18 protein-coding genes, 2 pseudogenes and 1 riboswitch are annotated in these 21,930 nt (G+C 69.6%); of the genes and pseudogenes, 10 read left to right on the top strand and 10 right to left on the bottom strand.

Going from position 1 to position 21,930, the window contains the following annotated elements:
• Positions 1-260: 260 nt before the first annotated feature.
• The 3 genes and pseudogenes from ABH941_RS40535 to ABH941_RS40525 all read left to right on the top strand — a co-directional run.
• Positions 261-869, top strand: a complete 609-nt coding sequence (locus ABH941_RS40535; protein WP_370138300.1) for an SMI1/KNR4 family protein — start codon at positions 261-263, stop codon at positions 867-869.
• Positions 870-954: 85 nt separating this feature from the next.
• Positions 955-1,479: a hypothetical protein gene (locus ABH941_RS40530; RefSeq protein WP_370138297.1), complete on the top strand. Its 525-nt coding sequence runs from the start codon at positions 955-957 to the stop codon at positions 1,477-1,479.
• A 63-nt stretch (positions 1,480-1,542) separates the two neighbouring features.
• Positions 1,543-1,809 (top strand): annotated as a pseudogene (locus ABH941_RS40525) (SMI1/KNR4 family protein); the annotation flags it as partial.
• A gap of 278 nt (positions 1,810-2,087) precedes the next feature.
• Here ABH941_RS40525 and ABH941_RS40520 read toward each other — a convergent pair.
• Positions 2,088-2,996 carry a LysR family transcriptional regulator gene (locus tag ABH941_RS40520; protein ID WP_370138286.1) on the bottom strand — a complete coding sequence of 303 codons (909 nt, stop codon included), beginning with the start codon at positions 2,994-2,996 and terminating at the stop codon, positions 2,088-2,090.
• Between the two features lie 125 nt (positions 2,997-3,121).
• On the opposite strand from ABH941_RS40520, the gene ABH941_RS40515 reads away from it, so the two are divergent.
• Positions 3,122-3,925: an SDR family NAD(P)-dependent oxidoreductase gene (locus ABH941_RS40515; protein WP_370138283.1), complete on the top strand. Its 804-nt coding sequence runs from the start codon at positions 3,122-3,124 to the stop codon at positions 3,923-3,925.
• Between the two features lie 618 nt (positions 3,926-4,543).
• On the opposite strand, the gene ABH941_RS40510 is transcribed toward ABH941_RS40515, so the two are convergent.
• From ABH941_RS40510 to ABH941_RS40500, 3 genes are all read right to left on the bottom strand, one after another.
• Positions 4,544-5,284, bottom strand: a complete 741-nt coding sequence (locus tag ABH941_RS40510; protein WP_370138280.1) for an alpha/beta hydrolase — start codon at positions 5,282-5,284, stop codon at positions 4,544-4,546.
• A gap of 761 nt (positions 5,285-6,045) precedes the next feature.
• A complete protein-coding gene (locus tag ABH941_RS40505) occupies positions 6,046-6,990 on the bottom strand; it encodes an alpha/beta hydrolase family protein (protein WP_370138277.1) in 945 nt (314 codons plus the stop codon).
• 105 nt (positions 6,991-7,095) lie between these two features.
• Positions 7,096-8,043, bottom strand: a complete 948-nt coding sequence (locus ABH941_RS40500; protein WP_370138274.1) for a DMT family transporter — start codon at positions 8,041-8,043, stop codon at positions 7,096-7,098.
• Positions 8,044-8,124: 81 nt separating this feature from the next.
• Here ABH941_RS40500 and ABH941_RS40495 point away from each other — a divergent pair, with 81 nt between their 5' ends.
• Both ABH941_RS40495 and ABH941_RS40490 read left to right on the top strand, forming a co-directional pair.
• Positions 8,125-9,069, top strand: a complete 945-nt coding sequence (locus ABH941_RS40495) for a LysR family transcriptional regulator (protein ID WP_370138270.1) — start codon at positions 8,125-8,127, stop codon at positions 9,067-9,069.
• Positions 9,070-9,299: 230 nt separating this feature from the next.
• Entirely contained in the window at positions 9,300-9,743 is a 444-nt protein-coding gene (locus ABH941_RS40490) for a DUF3592 domain-containing protein (protein WP_370138267.1), read from the top strand.
• Positions 9,744-11,029: 1,286 nt separating this feature from the next.
• Here the strand turns inward: ABH941_RS40490 and ABH941_RS40485 are convergent.
• From ABH941_RS40485 to ABH941_RS40470, 4 genes are all read right to left on the bottom strand, one after another.
• Complete coding sequence (locus tag ABH941_RS40485; protein WP_370138265.1) at positions 11,030-11,248, bottom strand: hypothetical protein; 219 nt, start codon at positions 11,246-11,248, stop codon at positions 11,030-11,032.
• Positions 11,235-11,987 carry a restriction endonuclease gene (locus tag ABH941_RS40480; protein WP_370138257.1) on the bottom strand — a complete coding sequence of 251 codons (753 nt, stop codon included), beginning with the start codon at positions 11,985-11,987 and terminating at the stop codon, positions 11,235-11,237. The genes ABH941_RS40485 and ABH941_RS40480 overlap by 14 nt, the downstream gene beginning before the upstream one ends.
• A 180-nt stretch (positions 11,988-12,167) precedes the next feature.
• A complete protein-coding gene (locus ABH941_RS40475; protein WP_370138246.1) occupies positions 12,168-12,737 on the bottom strand; it encodes a transposase family protein in 570 nt (189 codons plus the stop codon).
• Positions 12,738-12,907: 170 nt separating this feature from the next.
• Complete coding sequence (locus tag ABH941_RS40470; protein WP_370138242.1) at positions 12,908-13,594, bottom strand: hypothetical protein; 687 nt, start codon at positions 13,592-13,594, stop codon at positions 12,908-12,910.
• A gap of 433 nt (positions 13,595-14,027) precedes the next feature.
• Here ABH941_RS40470 and ABH941_RS40465 point away from each other — a divergent pair, with 433 nt between their 5' ends.
• Positions 14,028-14,156, top strand: coding sequence for a hypothetical protein (locus tag ABH941_RS40465; protein WP_370138234.1), 129 nt, complete (start codon positions 14,028-14,030; stop codon positions 14,154-14,156).
• Positions 14,157-14,330: 174 nt separating this feature from the next.
• Positions 14,331-14,506, top strand: a riboswitch (TPP riboswitch).
• A gap of 156 nt (positions 14,507-14,662) precedes the next feature.
• Positions 14,663-16,027: a phosphoribosyltransferase family protein gene (locus ABH941_RS40460; protein ID WP_370138232.1), complete on the top strand. Its 1,365-nt coding sequence runs from the start codon at positions 14,663-14,665 to the stop codon at positions 16,025-16,027.
• 56 nt (positions 16,028-16,083) lie between these two features.
• Here the strand turns inward: ABH941_RS40460 and ABH941_RS40455 are convergent, their stop codons facing one another.
• Positions 16,084-17,169 carry a helix-turn-helix domain-containing protein gene (locus ABH941_RS40455; RefSeq protein ID WP_370138230.1) on the bottom strand — a complete coding sequence of 362 codons (1,086 nt, stop codon included), beginning with the start codon at positions 17,167-17,169 and terminating at the stop codon, positions 16,084-16,086.
• Between the two features lie 384 nt (positions 17,170-17,553).
• On the opposite strand from ABH941_RS40455, the pseudogene ABH941_RS40450 reads away from it, so the two are divergent.
• Positions 17,554-18,582: pseudogene (locus ABH941_RS40450) on the top strand (IS630 family transposase); the annotation flags it as partial.
• A gap of 407 nt (positions 18,583-18,989) precedes the next feature.
• Positions 18,990-19,640: a hypothetical protein gene (locus ABH941_RS40445; RefSeq protein WP_370138225.1), complete on the top strand. Its 651-nt coding sequence runs from the start codon at positions 18,990-18,992 to the stop codon at positions 19,638-19,640.
• Positions 19,641-20,221: 581 nt separating this feature from the next.
• Here ABH941_RS40445 and ABH941_RS40440 read toward each other — a convergent pair.
• Entirely contained in the window at positions 20,222-21,391 is a 1,170-nt protein-coding gene (locus ABH941_RS40440; protein WP_370138222.1) for a hypothetical protein, read from the bottom strand.
• Between the last annotated feature and the right edge of the window lie 539 nt (positions 21,392-21,930).

Genomic DNA, 21,930 nt, shown 5'->3' with positions numbered 1-21,930 from the left:
AAGTCCCGAAGGCCAGCTGAACAGCCAAAATAGTGCCCACGCTGACACGCCGCCACTGACAACCCGCCCACTGACACCAGACCGGCATGTCGCAGCGGACGCAGGGACTCAGCCGACACCTGGGCCTACTCCCGGGACGCCGGCCCGACGAGGTCCACCTGGTCGAAGAGCGCCTGTAGCAGCCCAGCGACGGTGCGAGGTGCACAGCGCGGCGGACGGTGGAGCCGGCACTGCCAGAGCGCCATGGAACACTGCCGCCCATGACCTGGACCGATCATGACCTGCAGACCGCGCAGGACCGCATCAACGCCTGGCTCAACGACCACCACCAGCAGGCCCCCGTACGGCCTGCCGCCGGGCCGGACCAGCTCCGCGCGCTCGCAGCGGACCTCGATGCCACGCTACCCGCCGACGTACACCGGTGGTGGACCATGACCGGCGTCAGCGCCGACCACTGGCTCCCCGGAGCATTCGCCCCGGTGTCCCTGGACGAAGCCCTGGAGTCACGGGAGATCTGGCTACTGGTCGCCGAGCAGGAAGGAATCACCCTGGACGCAGGCGGCGCCCCGGAGCCCCGGTTCCACCCCTCGTTCCTGCCGATCGCGATGGATCCCGGCGGCGACGGACTCATCATCGACCTACGGCCCGGGGACTCCTACGGCGCCCTCTTCCGCTGGGACCACGAGACCTGGATCCTCGGGCTCCCCCTGTGGAACTCGGTCACCTCCATGCTCCAGGACACCGCCAACACCCTCGAAACAGGCACCCCAGCCCTCCTGCAGCACGCCACCCTCGGCGGCCACGAGCAGCCCTGCACCGCCGCGGTCGACGACACCGGCGACCTGCACTGGAAGGCAACCACGCACTGACCACGATTGAGCGCGGTTCCCTTGAAGGGAGCGGCACGACATCGGCTTGTTTGCGCATGCTCACGGATCCTGTCAGGGTCCCGACGTGACCGTACTTCTGGGAGACAAGACCAGGTTCGCCGCTGAGGTCGGGGAAGGGGAGCAATCGCTGCGCCGAGTGGACCTGTGGGCTGCGGGACAGTGGCTGACCTGCGACGACAACATGGCGTTCGTAAGGCAGCTCCGCTCTGACGTGGTGGACACAGTGGGGTGGCTGCGCTCCGGAGGCGGCTCTCCCTTGCCGTTCGACGGCCTGTCCCCGGAAGGCACCCACCGGCGCCTCATGCACCGTTCCGGCGCTGACGACCAGACCGAAGAGGAGTACGAGTTCCGCAGCCAGTTCAGGGTCTTGAGCTGGGGACCCACAACCGACAACGTGACCGCACTCCGCTTCCGCAACGCGGACCGCTTGGTGCTCACTGCTCAGTTCCGGCGCGAGGAACACCTGTTCAAGCATCCAGAGCACGTAGGCAAGGTCTTCGCGACGGAGGTCCCGACCGAGGAGTTCGTCGGGATCCTTGAGGGTCTTACGGCTGCACTCGACATCAGCCAGGATCCGGGCTACCCGTAATCGGCCCGCGCCGAGTGTCAGCGGTATGGACTAACGTCCAGGCTCGTCGTCGAAAGGGGGGCCATGAACACGCAGGCAATCTGGCCAGGAGTGCGGGAACGTGTCATCGCAGTGGAAGAGGCCCGGCGTCGGGCGCGCGGCCAGGAGTCGTCCCGGCTCCCAGTCTTCGACCCCGTGTTGAGCAGCGCCGAGATCGCCGAGGTCGAGGCACAGTACGGTGTCGGCCTGCCTCGCGAGTACCGCACGTTCCTGGCCGAGGTCGGAGCCGGCGGTCCTGGACCGGGGATCGAGCTCACGACACTGCGCCGGGTCGATGGGATCTGGGCCTGGGACTGCGATTCCATCCCCTGGCGGTTGGACCCCGGCAGGTCGTTCGTCGAGACCGGGGACTGGGCCGACCAGCAACGAGCGACACGGAAATCTTGGCAGAGCCGAACTTCAAGGCCATTGACAAGCGTCCATGTGCATGGGTACCGATGGGGAGCCCGCCGTGATCAGAAGCTCCGCGACGATCACGCCCCGTCAGCCCCCAACGACATCACGCCTCGAAGGTCAGTAGTTGACGGTGCGGTCATGTCGCAGCTTGGAATTCCTTGCCGGGTGCGGCGTTATGGCACCGCACGAAGCTGTGCGGCCTCGTGGCGGAGCGCCTTCACGGTGGCCCTCACCTCGGGAGAGCGATCGCGGACCGTGACGGCGACAGTGGCTCGGCCGAGCCAGGCGGGGTCGTCGACGTGGACGGTGCGGACCCCGGTGGGGACCGCTGCGGCGGCCAGTTCGGGCAGTACGGCAATGCCGAGACCGGCGGCGACAAAACCCAGGCGAGTGGGCCATTCGCGGGCGGCGTAGGCGATCTGCGGGTGGTCGAGGGTTGGCCAGGCGCCGAACTGGGGATCGTCGCGGAGGCCCTTGCCGACGATCCAGGCTTCGTCCCTCAGCTCGGTCACCGGGATGGTTCCCCGGCCGGCGAACCGGTGGTTCGCGGCCACGGCGAGCAGGAGACTGCCCTCCAGAAGCAGGTCGCGGGGCAGTCCCTCGAAATCGTAGGCGGGCAGGTCCGGCCCCACACCGATCACTGCGACGTCGATGCGGTGAGCGCGGAGTTGGCGAAGCTGCGTGGGCGAGGAGGCCTCGCCGAACTCGACGATCAGACCCGGGTGGTCGCTTCGGAGGCGGGCCAATGCTCTGGGGACGAGCACAGCGGCGGCCGAGGGGAACGCGGCGATGACGACTCGTCCGGTGAGGCGGTCCTGCAGCCCGGCGAGGTCTGCGCTGACGGCGTCGATCTCGTTGAGGGCCGTCGCAGCTCGGCGGGCGAGCATCGTGCCCGCGGGGGAGGGAGCAACCCCGCGGGCGCCCCGGACGAACAGCGGTGCGCCCGCGGCGGCTTCCATCGCCGCCACCTGGCGGGACACCGCTGACTGCGTGTATCCGAGCGCGTCGGCCGCGGCGGTAAACGATCCGGTGTCGACTACGGCCTGAATGACGCGCAGGCCGGTGAGGGTGTAGTCGGCCATGCCGTCATCCTGACACATTCCGGGGCCGCATGTCTCCTATGCGTAACCCTCGCTGGTGGAATGTCTCGGTCGGCGGCACGGTGGAGGAGCAACGGCAAGCGATCCACCCATAGGGAGCACCAATCATGGCGAAGACGTGGTTCATCACGGGCAGTTCGAGGGGGTTCGGCCGCGAGTGGGCGGACGCCGCGCTCGAACGCGGCGATCACGTCGTGGCGACGGCTCGGGACGTCGGCCAGCTGACCCCTTTGGTCGAGCGGTACGGGGATGCGGTATTGCCGGTCCGGCTCGACGTCACCGACCGTGCCGCGGTGCATGCGGCCGTGCAGCGTGCCCACTCGCATTTCGGTTCGCTGGACATCGCAGTCAACAATGCCGGCTACGGGCATTTCGGCATGGTCGAGGAGATTGACGAGGACGAACTCCGGGCTCAGATGGAGACCAACTTCTTCGGCGCGGTATGGGTCACGCAGGCCGTCCTGCCCCTCATGCGGGCACAACGGTCGGGAAGGATCCTGCAGGTGACCAGCGAGGGCGGCGTACGTGCCTTCCCCGGCATCGGTGCGTACCACGCCTCCAAATGGGCTCTCGAGGGGTTGTCGGAGTCCCTGGCGCAAGAAGTGGCAGCCTTCGGCATCCACATCACCAACATCGAGCCCGGCCCCTACGCCACCGACTGGCTGGCCCGCGGGGCACGGCACAGTAAGCGGCATCCGGACTACACCGAAGTACACGCGGCCACTGCACAGGATTTCGAGGTCGGCGACCCGCGCGCCACCCGCGACGCGATCCTTCGGATCGTCGACGCGGACCAGCCCCCGCTGCGGTTCTTCCTCGGCAAGTCCCTCACCGACGTCGCCGGTCTCTACGAGGAGCGTCTGCACACCTGGCGCCAGTGGCAGCCGCTCTCCCTGGCCGCCTTCGGTTGAGGGGCAACACCGCCGGCACGGAGGTCACCCCCAGATCAGCAGCCTGCAGGTGCGAACTCACCGGCTGCCCGGCCGCATTGGCCCGCTCGGGAGCCAGGGGCCCGCACCCCCAGGCCCGCGAGCGCCTCCAGCCCACTGGGTGCACCCTGGGCCCATGAACGGCAAGCAGCACAGCGTCGTGGTCTGGCCCATGGAAACGGGCCCCCAAGGACCCGGACGCCCCGTCCAGGTCGACCACGACGACATCGGCATCGCCGGATCCTGGGACGATCTGGACCGCCTGCGCCAACGGCCTCTCCCCCGAGGCCCCCGTCGTGTGGCGCGGCGGCGACGCCGACGCCTGGCAACAGGGCGCGGATCGGGCTCGCCGTGGACCCACCTCATCGCAGCGCTGGGCCTGTTCACGAGAACCGACCGGCAGCACCTGTGCACGAGGAGTTCGGGCAGCACTCGAAGCTGTGCCGAGATCGAACAGCTCACGGCTTCAGGCAGCACAGCCCCTGCCGAGAGTTCGGCAGGGGCCCGCGGTGGAGAGGACTGCGGAGGGCCGGGACCTGTCCTCGATGCGAGGCGGCTCGGCCGACATCCGCTACCGTCTGCCGGTCTGACGGCCCGGTCTCACTTCAGATGCCGGGTGAAGAACCGGGCCGCGGCGTCGCCCGCGAACTGCGGGACGCCTGTGTGCCCGCCCATGTTGGCCTCCAGGGTCTTCTCCGTGGAGCCGAACGCGTCGAAGAGGTCCAGGGCCGCCTGGCGGTCGTTCCCTGCGTCGTCCCACTGCAGAAGGACGTGCAGCGGAATGGTGACCTGCCGGGCCTCCTCGAAGATGGCGCGAGGCACGAAACTCCCGGCGAACAGCCCGGCGGCCGTGATGCGCGGCTCGACCAGCGCCAGCCGGATGCCGATGGAGATCACTCCCCCCGAGTACCCGACCGGGCCGCCGATCCACGGCAGCGCAAGGAGGGTGTCCAGGGCGGCCTGCCATTCCGGGACCGCCGTGTCGACCAGCGGGAGGATGAGGGCGTCGACGATCGCGTCACTGACCGGCTCGCCGACCTGCACCGCGCGGCGCAGGTCGGCGCGGGCCTGCTCGACGGCGGGCCAACGGGGCCGGTCGCCGCTTCCGGGGAGCTCGATGGTGGCCGCGGCGAAGCCCTGCGCGGCGCAGTGCCGCGCCCGGGCCACCAGTCGGGGGTACATCTTGCCCAGCCCAAGGGGAGGGTGGCCGAGCAGGATCAGCGGCGCCGGCGCCGTTTCGGATGCGAATCCGGGCGTCCACAGGATGCCGGGGATCTCGCCGAGGGTGAATGCGCGTTCGAGGACGCCGTCGTCCAGGCGCTGCTCGGAAGTGAACTGCATGGTCGTGCCTTTCGGGAGTGCACTGAGACGGCGCTCCCGGACGACCTACCGTCCGACCGCGACCCCGAAGGGGAGCACCCATGTCGATACAGCGTTCACGGGTACCACCTCCTCGATCTCTCGCACGGCCTCCGGAAAGGTAGCAGTGGTCGCCCTCGTCCGCCTAACGGTTTTTGCGGAGTCCCCGTGGCCGGATGCCACCGTGATACTGCGACGGCGGGGTGCACTCGCGCGGCTACAGCGCGATCTGCCCGTTCAGCCACCATTCGAGGTACCTGGGCCAGACTCGGGGCCACCCAGGTGCGGCTGTCGTCCTCATGGTTCCACGCGAAGACATCGGGTCGGTCGATCCTGGTGTTGATTGCCACTCAGGATGAGGACGCCGGGGGCTGGTTGTGCCACTCGTGATGACGATGGCGAACTGATGTCCGGGAACGGGTTGACCTCCGGGGTGCCCGGCGGCACCGTGATCATGTCTTGACACGGCGACGGCCCTCCCGTCGTCGTTTGGTCGCGAAGCTGAGGTCCCCCGATGTCCGGGAGGAGCTGACCAGCCGTCAGAGCGGGTTGACGGGGTGTTGTCTGGGGTCATCAGCGGGAACGGCGGGCTGGTTGATCAGCTCGGGTAGCGCCGCCTGAAGCCTTTGGGCCGCTACAGCTTGACGTGTCCGTCCCGCGCGGGGTTGTGGCCCTGCGCGGGACGGACACGGCGAGTCGACGGTGGCGGCGGTACTGTTCGTGGCGGCGTTTCGCTGGGCGGGCTACTTTGATTCGACGCGTCCGACCGCGTCAGCGCCGGTCGTGAGCGCCTCGCACTCGGTCTGCCAGGCGTGGTCGCCGGGCTGGAAGTGGGTGCGCAGGTAGGCGGCGGTCAAGCGGGCGAGGGCGGCGACCGTGTCGGGGTTCTCGTCGGTGGTCTCCTCGGCGTCGTACCCGGAGATGCCGCCGAACAGGTGCCCGGCGCCGAACAGGGTGAGCAGGGTCTTGGGGGCGGGGGCCAGGCGGTAGGTGTCGGTGTGCCAGTCGGGGCCGGCGTCGGTGAAGTGCTTGGAGTCGTCCCGGTCGCCGGCGACGACCAGGGCGGGGGTGGTCATCGTGGAGTAGTCGGTGGTGCTGAAGAACGGGACCTGGTCGGCCATCCACCCGTTCAGGACCTCGCCGCCCCTGCCCGGCGCGCCGAGCAGCACGCCCGCGGTGATCCGGGGTTCGACCAGCTTGTGCTCCTGCCCGGTGTCGGGGTCGGTGATCCGGGCGCCGAGCAGCAGGGTGGCGGTGTGGGCGCCGAGGGAGTGCCCGGCGACCGCGATCTGGTCGTGGTCGATGCGTCCGGCGAGCTGCGGCACGGTGTTCTCGATCACCTCGAGCCGGTCCAGGATGTCGGTCATGTCCTGGGCGCGCGACGGCCAGAAGAACGGGGCACCGGGGGTGTCGGCGAGCTGCCGGCTCAGGGTGCGGGAGCTGAGGTGGGTGGGCTGGATGACGACGAACCCGGCCGCCGCCCACAGGTTGGCGATCGGCGCGTACCCGTTCAGCGAGGAGAGGTTGTTGGAGGCGCCGTGGCCGTGCGAGAGCAGGATGACGGGCAGGCCGGTGCCGGACTGGGGAGCGGTGACGCGGACCTCCAGGTCCACGGGCCGCCCGGGCACCGGCAGGACCACCGGGCTGTAGGACAGGACGGGGGCGGTGGTGTCGATGGACGCGCTCATGGTGAGTGGTTTCCCTTCTGGCTGACCCGCGGCGGAAAGCGGCGGGCGCGTGGTCAGACGTGTCGGGTATCGGTGTCTGCTGCTGTCACGTGCCGAGCAGGGCGGTCAGACGCTGGTAGGTGTCGGGATGGGGCACGTTCTGTCCCCTTCCCCTTCCCCGGTTTCGGTGGCAGTGGTGGTGCGGTGGGTGCGTTCGATGGCCTGGCCCCAGTACGTTCCGGCGATCATGAGCACGGCGCCGAGGCAGGCCCACACGGTGAGCCGTTCGCCGCCGAGACTGACCCCGATCGCGACCGCCCAGATCGGTTCGGTGCCCAGCAGCAGGCTGGCCCGGCTGGCGGAGGTGCGTTGCACGGCCCAGGTCTGCGCAAGGAAGGCGAACACGCTGCAGAACAGGGCGAGATAGATCAGCTGCGACCATGCGGTGGCGCTGCTGCGGGCCAGGCCGGTCAGGTGGGTGAGGGCAGGCACCAGGAACAACGCCGAGCCCACGACAGTCTGGGCGGTCGTCAGGTGGAGCGGGTCCATCCGGTGGCGGGCGGTGAGCCGTCCGACGAGCGCGACGTGCCCGGCCCGGACGACCGCGGCGGCGAGCATCAGCACGTCGCCGAGCCGTAGCGCGTGCAGCCCGGTGCTGGAGGTGAGCAGCCCGACAGCCAGCACGCACAGGCCGGCGGCGAGGAAGAAGGTCCCGGGCAGTGCGCGGCTGCCCGCGGTCCGGTCCAGCGGCGGTGTCAGCACGATGGCCAGGCTGATGATCAGCCCGGCGTTCGCGGCACTGGTGTGCGCGACCCCGTAGGTCTCCAGCGCCAGAACGGCTGCCTGCGTGACCCCCAGCAGCGACCCGACGCGGACCTCTGCACAGGTCCAGCGGCGCACCCGGCGACGGGAGGCGACCAGGGCTCCGCACGCGAGCGCGGAGATCGCGTACCGGGCGAACAGCACGGTGACGACCGGGAGCGCGACGGTGGCCGTCTTGGCCGCCAGGTAGCTGGAACCCCAGACCAGCGCGACCAGGAACAGCACTGCATCGGTACGGCGTGTAACGGGCATGCCCCCAGGCTTCACCACCAGCAGGTTGAAGACAATCCACCAGCTTCTAAAGCAAAGCTGTAGCAGCCCTACACTGTCTGCATGGACGAGCGACAACTCCAGATCCTGCGGGAACTGGGAGAACTGGGCAGTGTCACCGCGGTCGCCGAGGCCCTGCACGTGACGCCGTCCGCGATCTCCCAGCAGCTGCGCCTGCTGCAGCGGACGATCCCCGTCCCGCTCACCGAGCGCGCCGGGCGCCGGCTGGTGCTGACCCAGGCCGGGCAAGCCCTGGCCCGCGCGGCCATCGAGGTGGAGACGGCCCTGGCCCGGGCCCGGCACACCGTCACCGACTTCACCGAACAACCCGACGGCGACGTCTCACTGGCGGCGTTCCACAGCGCAGCCTCCGCGTTCTTCCCCCTGCTCCTGCGCGGCCTCACCGGGCCCGGCCGCCCACGACTGGCTCTCGCCGACGAAGACGTCGCCCAGGACCGCTTCCCCGCCCTCACCCGTGACTACGACCTCGTGCTCGCCCACCGCCTCGACCACGGCCCGCCCTGGCCACGCACCGTCACCGCCAGCACCCTGCTGCGAGAGCCACTCGACGTCGCCCTGCCGACCGGCCACCCCCTGGCCTCCAAGACGCTGCTCCTCCCGCACGACGTCGCCGACCAGCCCTGGATCACCGTCCACGACGGCTTCCCGCTCATGTCCACCATCGAAGCCATCGCCAGCGTCGCCAACCGCCGCCTCGACATCACCCACCGCATCAACGACTTCGCCGTGGCCGCCGAGGCCGTAGCCGCCGGCGCCGGCCTCGCGCTGATGCCACGCTGGACAACCCGCAAGCACCCGAACCTCGTCCTGCGGCCCCTGGGCGCAGTCCACGCCCGACGCCACATCGACGTCCTCCACCGACCCGAACGCACCGCACGACGAGCCGTCCGAACCGTCCTCGCCCAGTTGCACCACGCCGCCGCACAGATCCAAAACCAGGACACCCACGCGCCCCACCCTGGTGCCGACACCACCGCAACCCCATGAAACCGAGACGACGAGGTCGCAGCCGCGGCCGGTGACGGCGGGGCTCGGCCCCGAGGGCCGGCCCCCGCGCGCTCAGCGGGTCAGAGCCCGCGCGGTCCGGGTCTGCACTGCGGCGTCAACTCCTGCTATGAGTAGTCGAACAGGTGCAGGCGTAGAACGTTTGGCCGGGCTGGGTGCCGCTCCGCCTGGTCCTGTGCCTGGATGACACGCTTGGAGGGGTGGGGGAACGGATGATTGCTCAGAGCATCGTGTTCATCCTCTTCGGTGTCCTGGTCGTGGTCTTGGGCGTCCGGGTCGCCGCCGAAGGCGGCAACCGGGCCGCACGGGCGCTGAAGGAGGGGCGCGCGGTTACCGCGCAGGTGGTCCGGACCGAGGCGGGCGGCACCACCAAGTACCAGCCGTACAACGCCTATCCGCCGAGCCTGTGTGTGCGCTACGAGTTGGACGGGAAGACCCGCGAGGGGACCCTGTGGCTGGAGAAGTCCCGGCACACGGACTACCAGGTCGGGCAGACGTTGCAGGTCTACGTGTCCGGATCGCACATCAGGAGGCTTCGCACCATGCGTGAAGCGAGCACATACGGCAACGGGTGGGAGGCCGGCGGACTGCTCCTGATCCTGTTTGGCCTGGTGGCGGTCATCGCCGGAATCGTGTCCATCGTGCGAGGGCCGTGACAGTCCCGCACGCCCTGGTCTTCCCGCACACGGCGGCCGTCGTTCACCACGCCGGTGCAGAGACCACGGCCGCCGCTCTGCGCGCCGAGGTCCTCTCGGTCCCCGTCCCGGTCCAGTTCGACGCGGCGTTCTGGGTCACCCGCCTGACCGCGCTCGGCGTGGCCCCTGGCGCCGTCCCACTGCGCCGCTTCAGCGTCGACACCCTCACGCCGCCCCTGATCCAGGCCACCCGCTCCAGCGTCCACCGCGACCGGGCGCAGCGGCTCGGCGCGCGTATCTTTCTACAGCGGCGGCGTGGGCGTCAGCTACGACTGCACGGACAACAAGATGTTCCTCTCGTGGGCGGACAACACGAATGTCACATGGGATCAGCTGTAGGGGACTCTGAACCCACTCCAACGCGTCATCAGGCCGCCCCCTGGCCGCCGCAGCGTGCTCCGCAAACGACCGCCCGGCCATGCCGGCGCGACCCCCGACACTTGATGCGGATCGGCAATTTCTCCCAGGGCTACTCTTCCCGCCACGTCGTTGATCGCTCGGGTGGTCGGAGTCGCCCGTTCTCGAAGGGTCCGGGCCGGCGTGCCCCGTCAAGGGCGCCTTCGGCGTCGCTGACGCGATGAGATTCGCCCGCCCTGGACGGCTCACCACGGCCCTCAAGAGCGGCTGGCTAACGGGCGACTCCGGAGGTCTGACGCTCCGTCGCAGGTCAGCGGCCCAATGGGTGGGGAATCGACGGGAGCAGGTCCGCCCGAAGCCTGAGCAGGGGGTGGCCAGATTTAAATATCGCCATCAACCCAGAACGACACGGAGACGCGGGGCGCCAGGTCGCCGCGCTCGGGTTCCCCCATCGAGCCCGAGCCGATGGGGCACCTCTGATACCGGTCCGTCCCTGTGCCACACGCATTCTCCTCGGTCATGGTGTCCACGCCTCGGATGTGCATGGGGACGCCAAGCGTACGGCCACCAACACCCGGCGCTGCGCGCCGGTCTGGGAACCACCACAGGTAGCGGCGATCCCACCTCCGGGCGCGAACGCACCGGCGCCCTATCGGTGGCCACACCGACCGGTCCACCAGCCCAGTCCACTCCGAGTCCACCACACCAGGCAGCGCCCGCTGGTCCCAGGAGCAGCGCCACCGCGAACGTGCCGATCGAGCAGCATGGGCAGTTGCATGCTGCTGTGCGACATGCCGATGACTCCTCGCCGAGCTTGTAGAACTCCTCATAACGGCCCGACTGGACCCGCCTGCCGCCACCGCGTCCCAGCCGGAGGTTCACGAGGCGACTCAACTTCCGGCCCAGTCCGGGAATCGGCGGAACCGCTGTCCCGCTGAGGGATCCCAGACCATCGGGCCCGGCTCGGGCTGGTACGCCTCGTAGACGGTGTCGCGCTGGGTGTGGCCGAGCAGGCTGGCTCGCAGCAGCCGCGCATGCTTGGCAACGCTCTGGACCACCCGTCCGCCGCCGGGCGGGCGGCCCGGGGTCCGGGTGTCAGGCCAGGCCAAGGGCCGGGTTGTTCGGGGCCAGAACGTTGTAGAGGTGTTCGCCGTGCGCCCAGCGCTTGAGCTCGCTGCGGCCCACCAGGATGATGCCCTGGCTTGCGGCGAAGTTGGCCGCATGGATGCTGAACCCGTTCAGGGCCACGATCAGCGGCAGATCGGCACCGTGGACCGCCCGTGCGGTGCCGTTGAACCTCTGCACGTGCTCCGAGCCGACCGCCTTCGTGTAGCGCTTGCACTGCAGCACCAGCTTGCGGCCCTGAGTGTCCCAGGCCCGCACATCCTGCCCGAGGTCACCCGCTCCCCCGACGTGGCTGGCGCTCAGGAAACCGTCCCTGGCCAGGAGTTGTGCGACCGCCAGCTCGAACTCGGTGCCGGTCATCGCCACGAACTCCCGCATCCGGAACGTCAGCCCGAGGTCCTCAGCGCCCATTTCGTCCTCGGCCTGCGCATACCCGGCATAACCGTAGCCGGCGTGCAGTCGCGCCCGCACCACCAGCACCGCCAGCAGCAACACCCCGACGGCGATCAGCGCCGTGGTCCACGGATGCCCGGCCGACCACGCCGGCACCGTAGCGGTGAACCAATGCGGCACGTCAACGGCGAACCAGTGCACGACGGGGCTGAGGAGGAACTTCCACGCCATCACCGCGGCCGCCACAACCAGGAGCGCTACCAGGATGAACTTCAGGGTCGGGTCCAGATCCCCGTCCTCGTCCAACACCGTGCCCCTCTCGCCGCGCACCGCGCGGGCTCCCGCTCCGTCGCGCCTGCGCCGGCTTCTTCTTGGTGTAGCAGGGCGCACTGACACCAGCGGGCCGATCACACCACTGGTCCCCGGTGCGGGCGCATGAACCGGCCACCGCCTCCGGCGGACACCGCCGTGCCCCGGCAGCCGCCGTCTACCTGGTAATACGTCCTCGTCTCAGGTGCGCACCGTGTCCCTCCGGGGGAGGCGGCGCGATGCGGACGCCTCCCCTGCTTTAGCCGTTGACCTGCGGTAACGGAAATGCCTGCTGGCTGACGCCGCAGGCGAGAGTTGACGCAAAGGATGTTCCCGGGGGCTGTCTCCCCAGTACAGCGGCCGCAGGACCCAACACCGCGGAGGTCCGTTCCTCCCGGGCACAGCGCGGCCCGTGCGGAGGCCGCCCGGGTTGGTTGCCGACCGGGCCCGGGCAGGCCAGACCGACGACCCGGCGGATCGTTGCGGCGCTTGGGGCGATCCGCACGCCGAGTGCGTCGGCCACGCCAGCCCCAGCCGGGCCAGGGTGTGTTGCGGGGCGTTCGCGGCCCACTGGCCGATGGCCGCGAACGACTGCGCTCCGGCGACGGCCGCGGAGGCGGCAACCAGCAGCGCAGCCAGGAACGGGTGGCGGACCCCTCGCCGCCGACGCGGGTCGGGCAGCACCTGCAGCCGCTCCACCAGCGGCAGTCCCGCCACGCCGTCCAGGACGGGCGACTTGATCAGGCAGACGGTGTCAGACTGGCGGCACATCGAAGCTCCGGTGGTTCGAGGCGACTTGGAGGTCACCCCGTCCAACCGGAGCTTCGTTGCGTTCGTGACGGGCCGGTCCCGGCACCCTTGTCCATCGCGACCTGAAGGCTCACCGCCCGCCAAGACCTTGAAACGCCCCTGGCAGCGGTGGCTCCAGCACCCCAGGCCGATCAGCTGCGCGGACTGAACCGGAGCTGTTGATGGCCGCGAGCGGGTGGAAAGATCCTGGAGGCGATTCCGCCTCCGGGCAGATCCCATGGCGTGGTCAGTGTGTAGCTGCGGAAGTCCAGTCGTGCGGCCGAGGCGATTTCACGTACCTGGTCCTCCGGTAGGCCCAGCCCGGGCATGGTCAGCAGTCGGCGGCCATCGGCATTCAGCACCAGCAGGCTGACCTGGCGTCGCCCGGGCCGCAGCGGATCGTCCTGGCTCAAGAGCACCAGTTCGACCGGACGCGCGCCCCTCGACGAAGCGCTCTGGGCCCCTTTGTCCGCCAGCGGAATGGTCACCCGCCGCGCTGCTCCGTCAACGAGCACCAACACGTTGCCGGTCCACGTCACCGAGGCCGAGCGCAACCAGTCGCCCGTATCGGCGAAGAGCAATCCGTACCCCTGGGTCCACTGTGCCTCCTGGAGCGACGGCGAAGTCCGGCAGGGGCCACCGAAGGAGGACGGGGCGGGGCTGAAGCCGGTCGGCCTCGGGCGCCCGGCCCAGCCGGCATCCAGATCCCACTCCATTGCCCAGCCCGTCCCCCGAAGCCGCCACTCCAGTCTCCGAATCTCCTCCACGAGCTCTGCCGTTTGCAGCGCCCGCCGCACCTGCGTCGGCACGCTCCGCCACAGGGCGGCGTCGGCAGCCACCGGAGTCCACGCCACAGCGGCCAGCCACACAGCAGGCGCCTCGGCCCCCGCTCCCAGGATCGCTCCGGCTGCGACCAGGAGCAGGAACGAACTGCGCCGTGCGAACCATCTGCTCCACGACCTCAGCCGAACCGGGCCGGACAACTCCCGTTCGGGCAGGCCCAGAGCCCATCGCAGCGGCCTGGACCAGCGCCGTGCCCGCCGTCCCACTCCCGCTTCCACACCAGGCCACTTCAAGACAAGCCCCTCGCCTGTGACTTGACCCCCATGGATATCTCCGGCTTCTGGAGTATCTCGCCCGGAACGGCCCGATGGGAACAACGCCTGCCCGCTGCAGCCGAAAGAACCCGGCCGCCTACAGCTATCACGCTTCCAACATCAGTGAATCGAGGAAGACGTCCCGAAGATCCGCACCAACCACGGCCCTGAAACCATGGCAACCCTGCGGAACCTGGCGATCAACACGCTCCGCGACGCCGGATACAGCAATATCGCCGTCGGCCTCCGCCACGTTGCCTACAACGCCTTCAACCGCCCACTCGACCTCCCAGACATCGCCTGACCAGCACATTCACAAGATCAAGAGACTTTGCAATGCCCCTGCCCGCCAGCCGCAGCCCATGTCCTGGACTCAACCCAGGGTGGCGACCACAGGGCGGCTCCTTGCCCGAGGGAACCCTCCTGCAGAACGGCAATGGCATCGGGGTGAAACCGGCGTATTCTGGACAGTGGCCTGCAGGGCGAGCGAGGGAGTTCGGCTGCGGCGGCCGGGAGAGTGAGCTCAGTTCAGGCTCACGGCTCAGGTCGTCTCGACAACCTTGCTGAGAGGCCGGACGGGTCCGTAGGACCCAACGGCGACCTCCATCACCTGATCCGGACAATGCCGGCGAAGGGAGCCCACCTTGCAGGTTCTTTGTTGCGCGCCGGCACGGAGCGAGCGGCAGATCGCGGAACAACCCCCGCGACGCCGGATCGGTATCGCCTGCGGGTACCGGGATGCGTGTCGGGACGTTGACTGTCTGCCTGGGGGGCCGCGGCGGAGTTCCGCCCTCCCAAGGAGTTCTGGCCATGTACTTCGTTGATCGTCTCGATGCGGGGCGGCGGCTGGCCACGCGGCTGGCGTATCTGCGGGGCGCGGACGTGGTCGTTCTCGGTCTACCGCGCGGCGGGGTTCCGGTGGCGGCGCAGGTCGCGGAAGCGCTCGGCGCGCCCTTGGATGTGATCGTGGTGCGCAAGCTCGGTGTGCCGTTCCAGCCCGAGCTGGGCATGGGCGCCATCGGGGAGGGCGGGGTACGTGTCATCAACGAATCGGCGCAGCGGGCGACCCGGACCTCCGCGGACGAGCTGGCCGCGGTGGAGCAGCGGGAACGCGTCGAGCTGGAGCGCCGCGCCGGGCGGTACCGGAGCGGGCGAGCCCGCGTCGAGCTCAGCGGCCGGACGGCGGTGGTGGTCGACGACGGCGTGGCCACCGGCTCGACGGCCCGCGCCGCCTGCCTGATCGCCGGCGCGCAGGGGGCAGCCAGGGTGGTGCTCGCCGTGCCGGTGGCGCCGAGCGAGTGGCGTACCCGACTGGGGGATGTGGCCGACGAACTGGTGTGCGTGGAAACGCCGGCCGGCTTCTTCGGGATCGGACAGTTCTACGAGGACTTCGCGCAGACCTCGGACGACGAAGTCGTAGCCTGGCTGGACCAGGCAGCCGATCGGATGGGTGAGACCGACCGGGACCGCTCGGTGACGCCGCAGGCGGCGCGAGATCGAGCGGGTCCTCCCCTCGCGGATCCGGAGGTCGCCGTCCACGCCGGATCGACACAGCTCAGCGGGCAGTTGGCCGTTCCCCAGGGAGCGGTCGGAGCGGTGCTGTTCGCGCACGGCAGCGGCAGCAGCCGACTCAGTGCGCGCAACCGGTTCGTCGCGGACGCGCTCAACCGGGCGGGACTGGCCACGCTGCTGTTCGACCTCCTCACTGAGGAGGAGGAGCTCGATCGGGCGAACGCCTTCGACACCGCCCTGCTCACCCGCCGCCTGGCCGACGCCACCTCCTGGCTGCTCGACCAGCCGCAGGCCCAGGGCCTGTCCGTGGGCTACTTCGGCGCCAGCACGGGAGCGGCTGCGGCGCTCTCGGCGGCAGCGGAGCCCGGTTCGCCGATAGCGGCGATCGTCTCGCGCGGCGGCAGGCCCGATCTGGCCGGACCCCGACTCTCGGCGGTGACCGCGCCCACCCTGCTCATCGTAGGAGGCGACGACGAGGTGGTGCTGGACCTCAATCGCCAGGCCCAGGCGCAGCTTCGCTGCGAATGCCGACTGGCGGTCGTCCCGGGCGCCACCCACCTGTTCGAGGAGCCAGGCACACTGGAAGCGGTGGCGGATCTGGCCGAGGAATGGTTCACCCGGCACTTGATCCGTACCCCTCGACCGGCGCGGGCGACCCGCTGAGCAACCCTGTGGGGCTCGTAGAGTCATCGCTGCAGCTGAGGCGGCCGGGTGAGGCGTTACATCAGGGGGCGTGCGAATTGTGCTGGTGTGGCATGGTATTGCCTCTTGAAAGCGCGGATGAAGTGGCTGCTGTCGGTGAAATGCCAGAGTGCGGCTGTCTCGGAGATACTGAGCCGTGATCCGGAGGCAGTGAGTGCCTGGGCCGCTTCCTCCAGGCGTCGGCGGCGGATGTAGGCGCTGAACGACTCGTCCAGACTCGCGAAGGCCCGTTGCAGGGTGCGCACTGAGACGTGTAATTGCGCGGCGATCGTGGCCGGAGACAACTCGGCGTCGGTGAGCCGGGCATCGGCGAGGTCCTTGGCCGCTTGTGCCAGCGCCGGGGTGAAGGTGGGCTCGCGGTCGTCGAATTGGTCCAGGATCAGCCCTTTGGCGAGTTCGAGCAGGGCGTTGCGGGACGAGTGCGCCCCCGCCGGGCTGAGGTCGCTGACGGTCCGCTGCACCATGCTGGTGTGTGCCATCAGGATCTGCGCTGCGGGTGAGGTGGCCTGGCCGGTTCGTGGTTTCCCGGCGACCAGGGGTCGCAGGGCGTCGCCGGGAAAGATGAAGATGCGGGTGCCGATCGCGGGGGTGGTGTGGAAGTGATTCTCCGTCACGACGTGGTGCATGAAGTAGGTGTCGGCCGAGACGTACGCGTCACCGCCCTGATTGTGCGGGTCTTGCAGGGCCACCGCGCCGCGCAGCCCGACGTACAACCTGATCTGATCGTGCTCGTACGTCCCGACTGCCCGGGTGCTCACGGATGAGGATGCCCAGAGCTCGTTGATGGCGGTGTCTTCCAGGACCACCGAGCGCATCGTTCCCTGGAAGCCGTCGACCGTGGAAGGGCTGAACTCCGGCAGCGGGTACAGGTCTCCCATGCGGTCGTTCCAGGTGTCGATGAACGGCTCCCACGTTCCCCGACCGGTTCCGGTGGCGTCGGTGTCGGTGTCGGTGTCGGTGTCGGTGTCGGTGTCGACGGTGAAGGTGCCCACCTTGCTGGCCGGGCCGAGGAAACGCGGCCTGTTCGTCCTCGTGAGCCGCCTGGCCGGCAGGCGGCGCCGAGCGTCGGGGTCGCCTCCGGGGTGATCGTGCTGCAGGCGCATTCCTCGACCGGACTTGGCCACCACGGGCAGCCGAACCGACGATAAGGCAACCGAACGACCCTGTGGGGAATCCGGGTGTCACCGCACGGTCGCCGGCGTGATCCTCGTCTGCGGATCGCAGCCTTGAGCCGGTTCGACGAGACGATGCGGGGTAGGTGGCTGGCGCCGTGCCGGTGGATGGGCCTGGGGAGGTCATAACACCGGAGCGCTGTCGGATCCGGCTGGCCCGCGTGGCCGTGTGATCAGGCCGCAGACGCGGAGGTGCGTCGGCCCACCCCCCGGGCCGACGCACGACCCGCCTGCTCCGCGACTCGCGTGCGTGGTCTGGCTGTCGGCCGTGTCGGCCTAGTGACAAGGTCTTGAGTTCGGCGGTCTGCTGTAGGGATGGGGAATCCCAGGTTGGATCCGCTGGTGCTCACGGAGGCCGAGCGGTTGACGTTGCAGGGGTGGGCGTCGCGTCGGTCGACCGCCCAGGGTTTGGCGATGCGGGCGCGGATTGTGCTGGAGTGCGCCGAGGGTCGCTCGAACATCGAGGTGGCCGGGCGCCTGAAGCTCGCTCGCGGCACGGTGACCCGCTGGCGGGCCCGCTTCATCCAGGACCGCCTGGACGGGCTTGGTGACGAGCCCCGTCCGGGTGTGCCGCGCACCATCACCGACGCGCAGGTCGAGGAGGTGGTGGTGCGCACGCTCGAGGAGACCCGGCAGGGCTCGACGCACTGGTCCAAGCGGGACCTGGCCCGGCAGGTCGGGATCTCGCCCACCAGCGTGCACCGGATCTGGCGGGCCTTCGGCCTGCAGCCGTGGCGGGTGGAGACCTTCAAGATCTCGCCCGACCCGCTGCTGATCGACAAGATCCGTGACGTGGTCGGGCTCTACCTGGCCCCGCCCGCCGGCGCCGTGGTCTTCTCGGTGGACGAGAAACCGCAGATCCAGGCCCTGGAACGGACTGCCCCGGTCCTGCCGATGCTGCCCGGAGTCCCCCACCGACGCAGCTTCGACTACATCCGCCACGGCACCGTGGACCTGTTCGCCGCGCTGAACACCGCCAACGGCAAGGTCATCAGCCAGCTGTCCGCCCGGCACCGCGCGGTCGACCTTTGCGAGTTCCTGGACCTGATCGACCGCCAGACCGAAGCCGGCCTGGAGGTCCACGTGATCTGCGACAACCTGTCCACACACAAGTCACCCGTGGTGCACCGGTGGCTGCTGGAACACCCCCGCTTCACCCTGCACTTCACACCGACGTACTCATCGTGGATCAACCAGGTCGAGCGGTGGCTCGCCGAACTGGAACGCCGCTGCCTGGAACGCGGCGTCCACTGCTCCCTCGACGACCTCAAAACAGCACTCCAGGACTGGATCGAGACCTGGAACACCAACGCCAGACCCTTCAACTGGACCAAGACCGCCGAAGTGTCAGCTCGTGTGCGGGCCGAGCGTGGCCGAGGCTGCCTGCACCCGGTCCGGCCGGTTTTCCTTGAGCTCGACGAAGATCCCGTGGGATTCGGTGTCGCCGATGTTCTCCCCGGCGTGGTCCTGGGCGTCGAGCCAGCGCGCTTGACCGGCCGGTAGCTCCACTTCGACTTCTCGGCCGCCGGCCGTCAGCCGTCGTCTGATCGAGCTCAGGGTGATCATGACACTGTCGGGGTGTCCGTGCATCGTGGTCCTGTCGCCGGGCTGGTCGCGGTATTCCAGCACGCGCACGCGGTCGTTCTCGAACAGGACCGTGTAGAGACCGGGGTTCGTGGCTACGGGATCGGAGTACATCGCCGCCTCCTGGCGTCGAGTTCACTTATGGGCACTAGAGTACCATGATGGGCATGGATGTGCCGTATGAATCGACAGGCCGCCGGGCGCAGAAGTCCCGCACCCGGTCGGCCCTGGTCGCCGCCGCCCGCGCCCTCCTCGCCGCAGGTGCGCCCCCGACCGTTGAAGCGGCCGCCGCCGCTGCCCGGATCTCCCGGACCACGGCCTACCGCTACTTCGCCAACCAGCGCGACCTCGTCGCCGCGGCACATCCGCAGATCGACTTCCCCTCGCTGCTCCCCGCAGATGCCCCGACGGACGACCCGGCCGCCCGGCTCGACCTGGTGATGGTCGCTTCCACCGACCTGACGCTGGAGTGGGAACCCCAGCTGCGCGCGTCGCTGCGACTGTCGCTGGAACCGGCCCATGATGGCGACAGCCGTGACGGCGCCAGCCGACAGACGTTGTTGCGCCAAGGCCGCGCCATCGGCTGGATCGAAGACGCGCTGACGCCGCTGCGCGAGACCAGACCGGACATCGACATCCACCGGCTCGCCGTGGCGATCCGCTCCGCCACCGGAATCGAATCCCTGATCTGGCTCACCGACATCGCCGGGCTGTCGCGTGCCGAAGCAACCGAGCTGATGCGACAGTCGGCACAGGCACTCCTGCAAGCCGCTCTGCATGACCGATCCGCGGAGGCCGCCCAACCCCCGGGAGCATGACGACACGCCCGGCCTACCGCGTCTCGACGGTCATCAGGGGCCGCAACGCGCTGCGTTCTGCCCCACAGCAGCGCATGCGGGTGACATCGCGTCCAGAGCCAGAGTCCGCAGCGCGCCCCAGGGCCGCGGCCTTCCCCCTCGGCAATCCGATGGCCAGCCCACCGACGCCGAAACCCGCGCCGTCCCGCAGGTCTGGGCCCGATGCGGTACGTCACCCCTTGCGTGGGCCCCTCGCGCAAGCAACCAGGGTGGCGGTGAAGACGGCCTTGTCTGCTCCTCAAGCCGGACGGTCAGGACGCGGGGGATGCCTTCCACAGGCCGACGTCGCTTCATTTAGGAGGTGTGCTCATCGGTGGCCGCTTCCTGTGCTCGGGGGGCTGTGTTCGGTGCGGTCAAGGAGGGCGTCGGACGGCGGCTGCGACTGGAAGCGCTCCCACCCGGGGTCTGTCGCTCTTCCCTCTCCTTCGTCAATGCGCCGGGCCCGGCAACAGGTCGGCGGCCCCGGTCCCGCTGCCGACCGGAGTTTTCGACCGCACTCAGGTGCTGGCCATGGACCTCCGACGGCAGCGTCCAACGGCGCGTCAGGACAACCGCAGCCGGATGTGCCCGCGCCGCTTCGGGAACAGTCGGGAGCTGAGCGGTCGCGGCCACTCCCAGCCGGACTGCGCGAGCTCGTACGCCGCGAAACGCAGTCCTGCGGCCTGCGCCACGGCACCGACCTCGCGCTGGCTCATCCCCATCGCAGGGAAGGTGAGCAGGCGACGACCCCGCGCGTCCAAGAGGAGGATCTGGCTCTCGACATGGGCGCGGAAGGAGTCCACTCGCTTCTCGGTCAGCCAGATCAGCTCCACCGGGCGGTGCGGCAGCACCCGCTGCCTTGGCGGAAGCGGCTCGGGCTTCCAGCCCAGACCCGCGCGCACCAGTCGCTGCCTCCCGTCGGTGAGAAGCAGGTCCTGCCCGCTCCAACTGACGACCGCGTACCTGAGCCAACGCTCCAACCGCTCGCCCTCGTCCTGTGCACGCCACTGGTACAGCAACTCCCGCACCGGCGTGGCCCTGAGTGGAGGCCCCGACCGGGCCCCAGGCTCGCTGGAACGCACGGGCAGTGGCCGACCGCAGGCACCGCGGTCCGGATCGAACCCCATCGCCAAGGCGCCCGGCGTCCGGCGGACCTCACGAAGAAGCGCCCTGCGTCGGTTCCGCCGCGTGCCCTCGGCCCTGACCCGAGCCAGGGGCTGGTGCCGCAAGACCCTGCGCCGCCGGACCACGCGCTTGTTGCGCACCAGGTCGCGGGCCTGGCCACGGTTGGCTGCGACCAACTCCTCGTACACCTGCGCGGACCGCACCGCCCTGCGCAGGCCCCGCGGCCACAACGGCCACAACAGCGGCTCCAGCACTACCGGAACCGGGGCCAGTGCCAGGACCCAGTCAACGGGAGTCCCCAACGCCTGGGCCACCGAGAACGCAAGCACCAGTGCCACCGACACACGCCACCCGGCACGGCGGACCTGCAACCGGAACCGCAGCGCGTCCGGGACCTCCTCCTCCGGTGCGCGCCACACGGGCCAACTCGCAGCCAGCACCCAGACCGGCAGCGCAGCGTCGAACGAGAACCCCGTGTGCACGGAGACCACACCGGCCCCCGCCCCCAGCGCACCGAGCACAGGCACCGGCAGCCAGCGCTCGACCCGAGCCCAGCGTCGACGGCGCCGCCCCAGCCGCGCGGTGACCATCTGCCAGACCGTACTCACCGTCTGCCTCCTCGAACGAAGCGCACCGTCCTGTGGACAGGCTAGGCGTAGCACCAGCCCCACCCGACCCCGCGGCGGAAGCTGGTCCGCTCGCTCGACAATCCGGACGCCGTGCGCCCCCTTGAAGCTGTCCACGGGGTCCGGAGGAGGTGCCGGACGGCCGGTTTCGAGGAACGGCGCGACCGCGCGTTGCCGGCGCGGTGACCTGGTCGTGCTGAAAAATCAGATTCATTTGCGTTCGACTCCGACAGTCACCTCGTGCGTCAAGGTCGTCCCATGACGCCGGATCTGCCATGCGAGGACGCCGCGGAGCGCATCGCGGGTCCAGCTCAGCGGGGAAGGCGCGGTTGCGCGGGCGTTCATGGACGGGGATCCACCTGACCAGGCGGGAGGGCCCCTCGACGTTCGTGCAGTGGTGGCGGGTATCCGTCCGGAGGCCAAGGACGATCGCGTCCCTTGGCGTGGTGTAGCCGATCAGGGTGGGGTGGTGCGCCGGGGGCGTGGGGCCGGGTAGGTTCCGCTCCCTGCCGACAGGGTGG

This window comes from Streptacidiphilus sp. EB103A, from assembly GCF_041261405.1.
Taxonomy (GTDB): Bacteria; Actinomycetota; Actinomycetes; order Streptomycetales; family Streptomycetaceae; genus Streptacidiphilus.
Note: the sequence above shows the minus strand (reverse complement) of the source record. Positions and strands in the feature narration are given on the sequence as shown.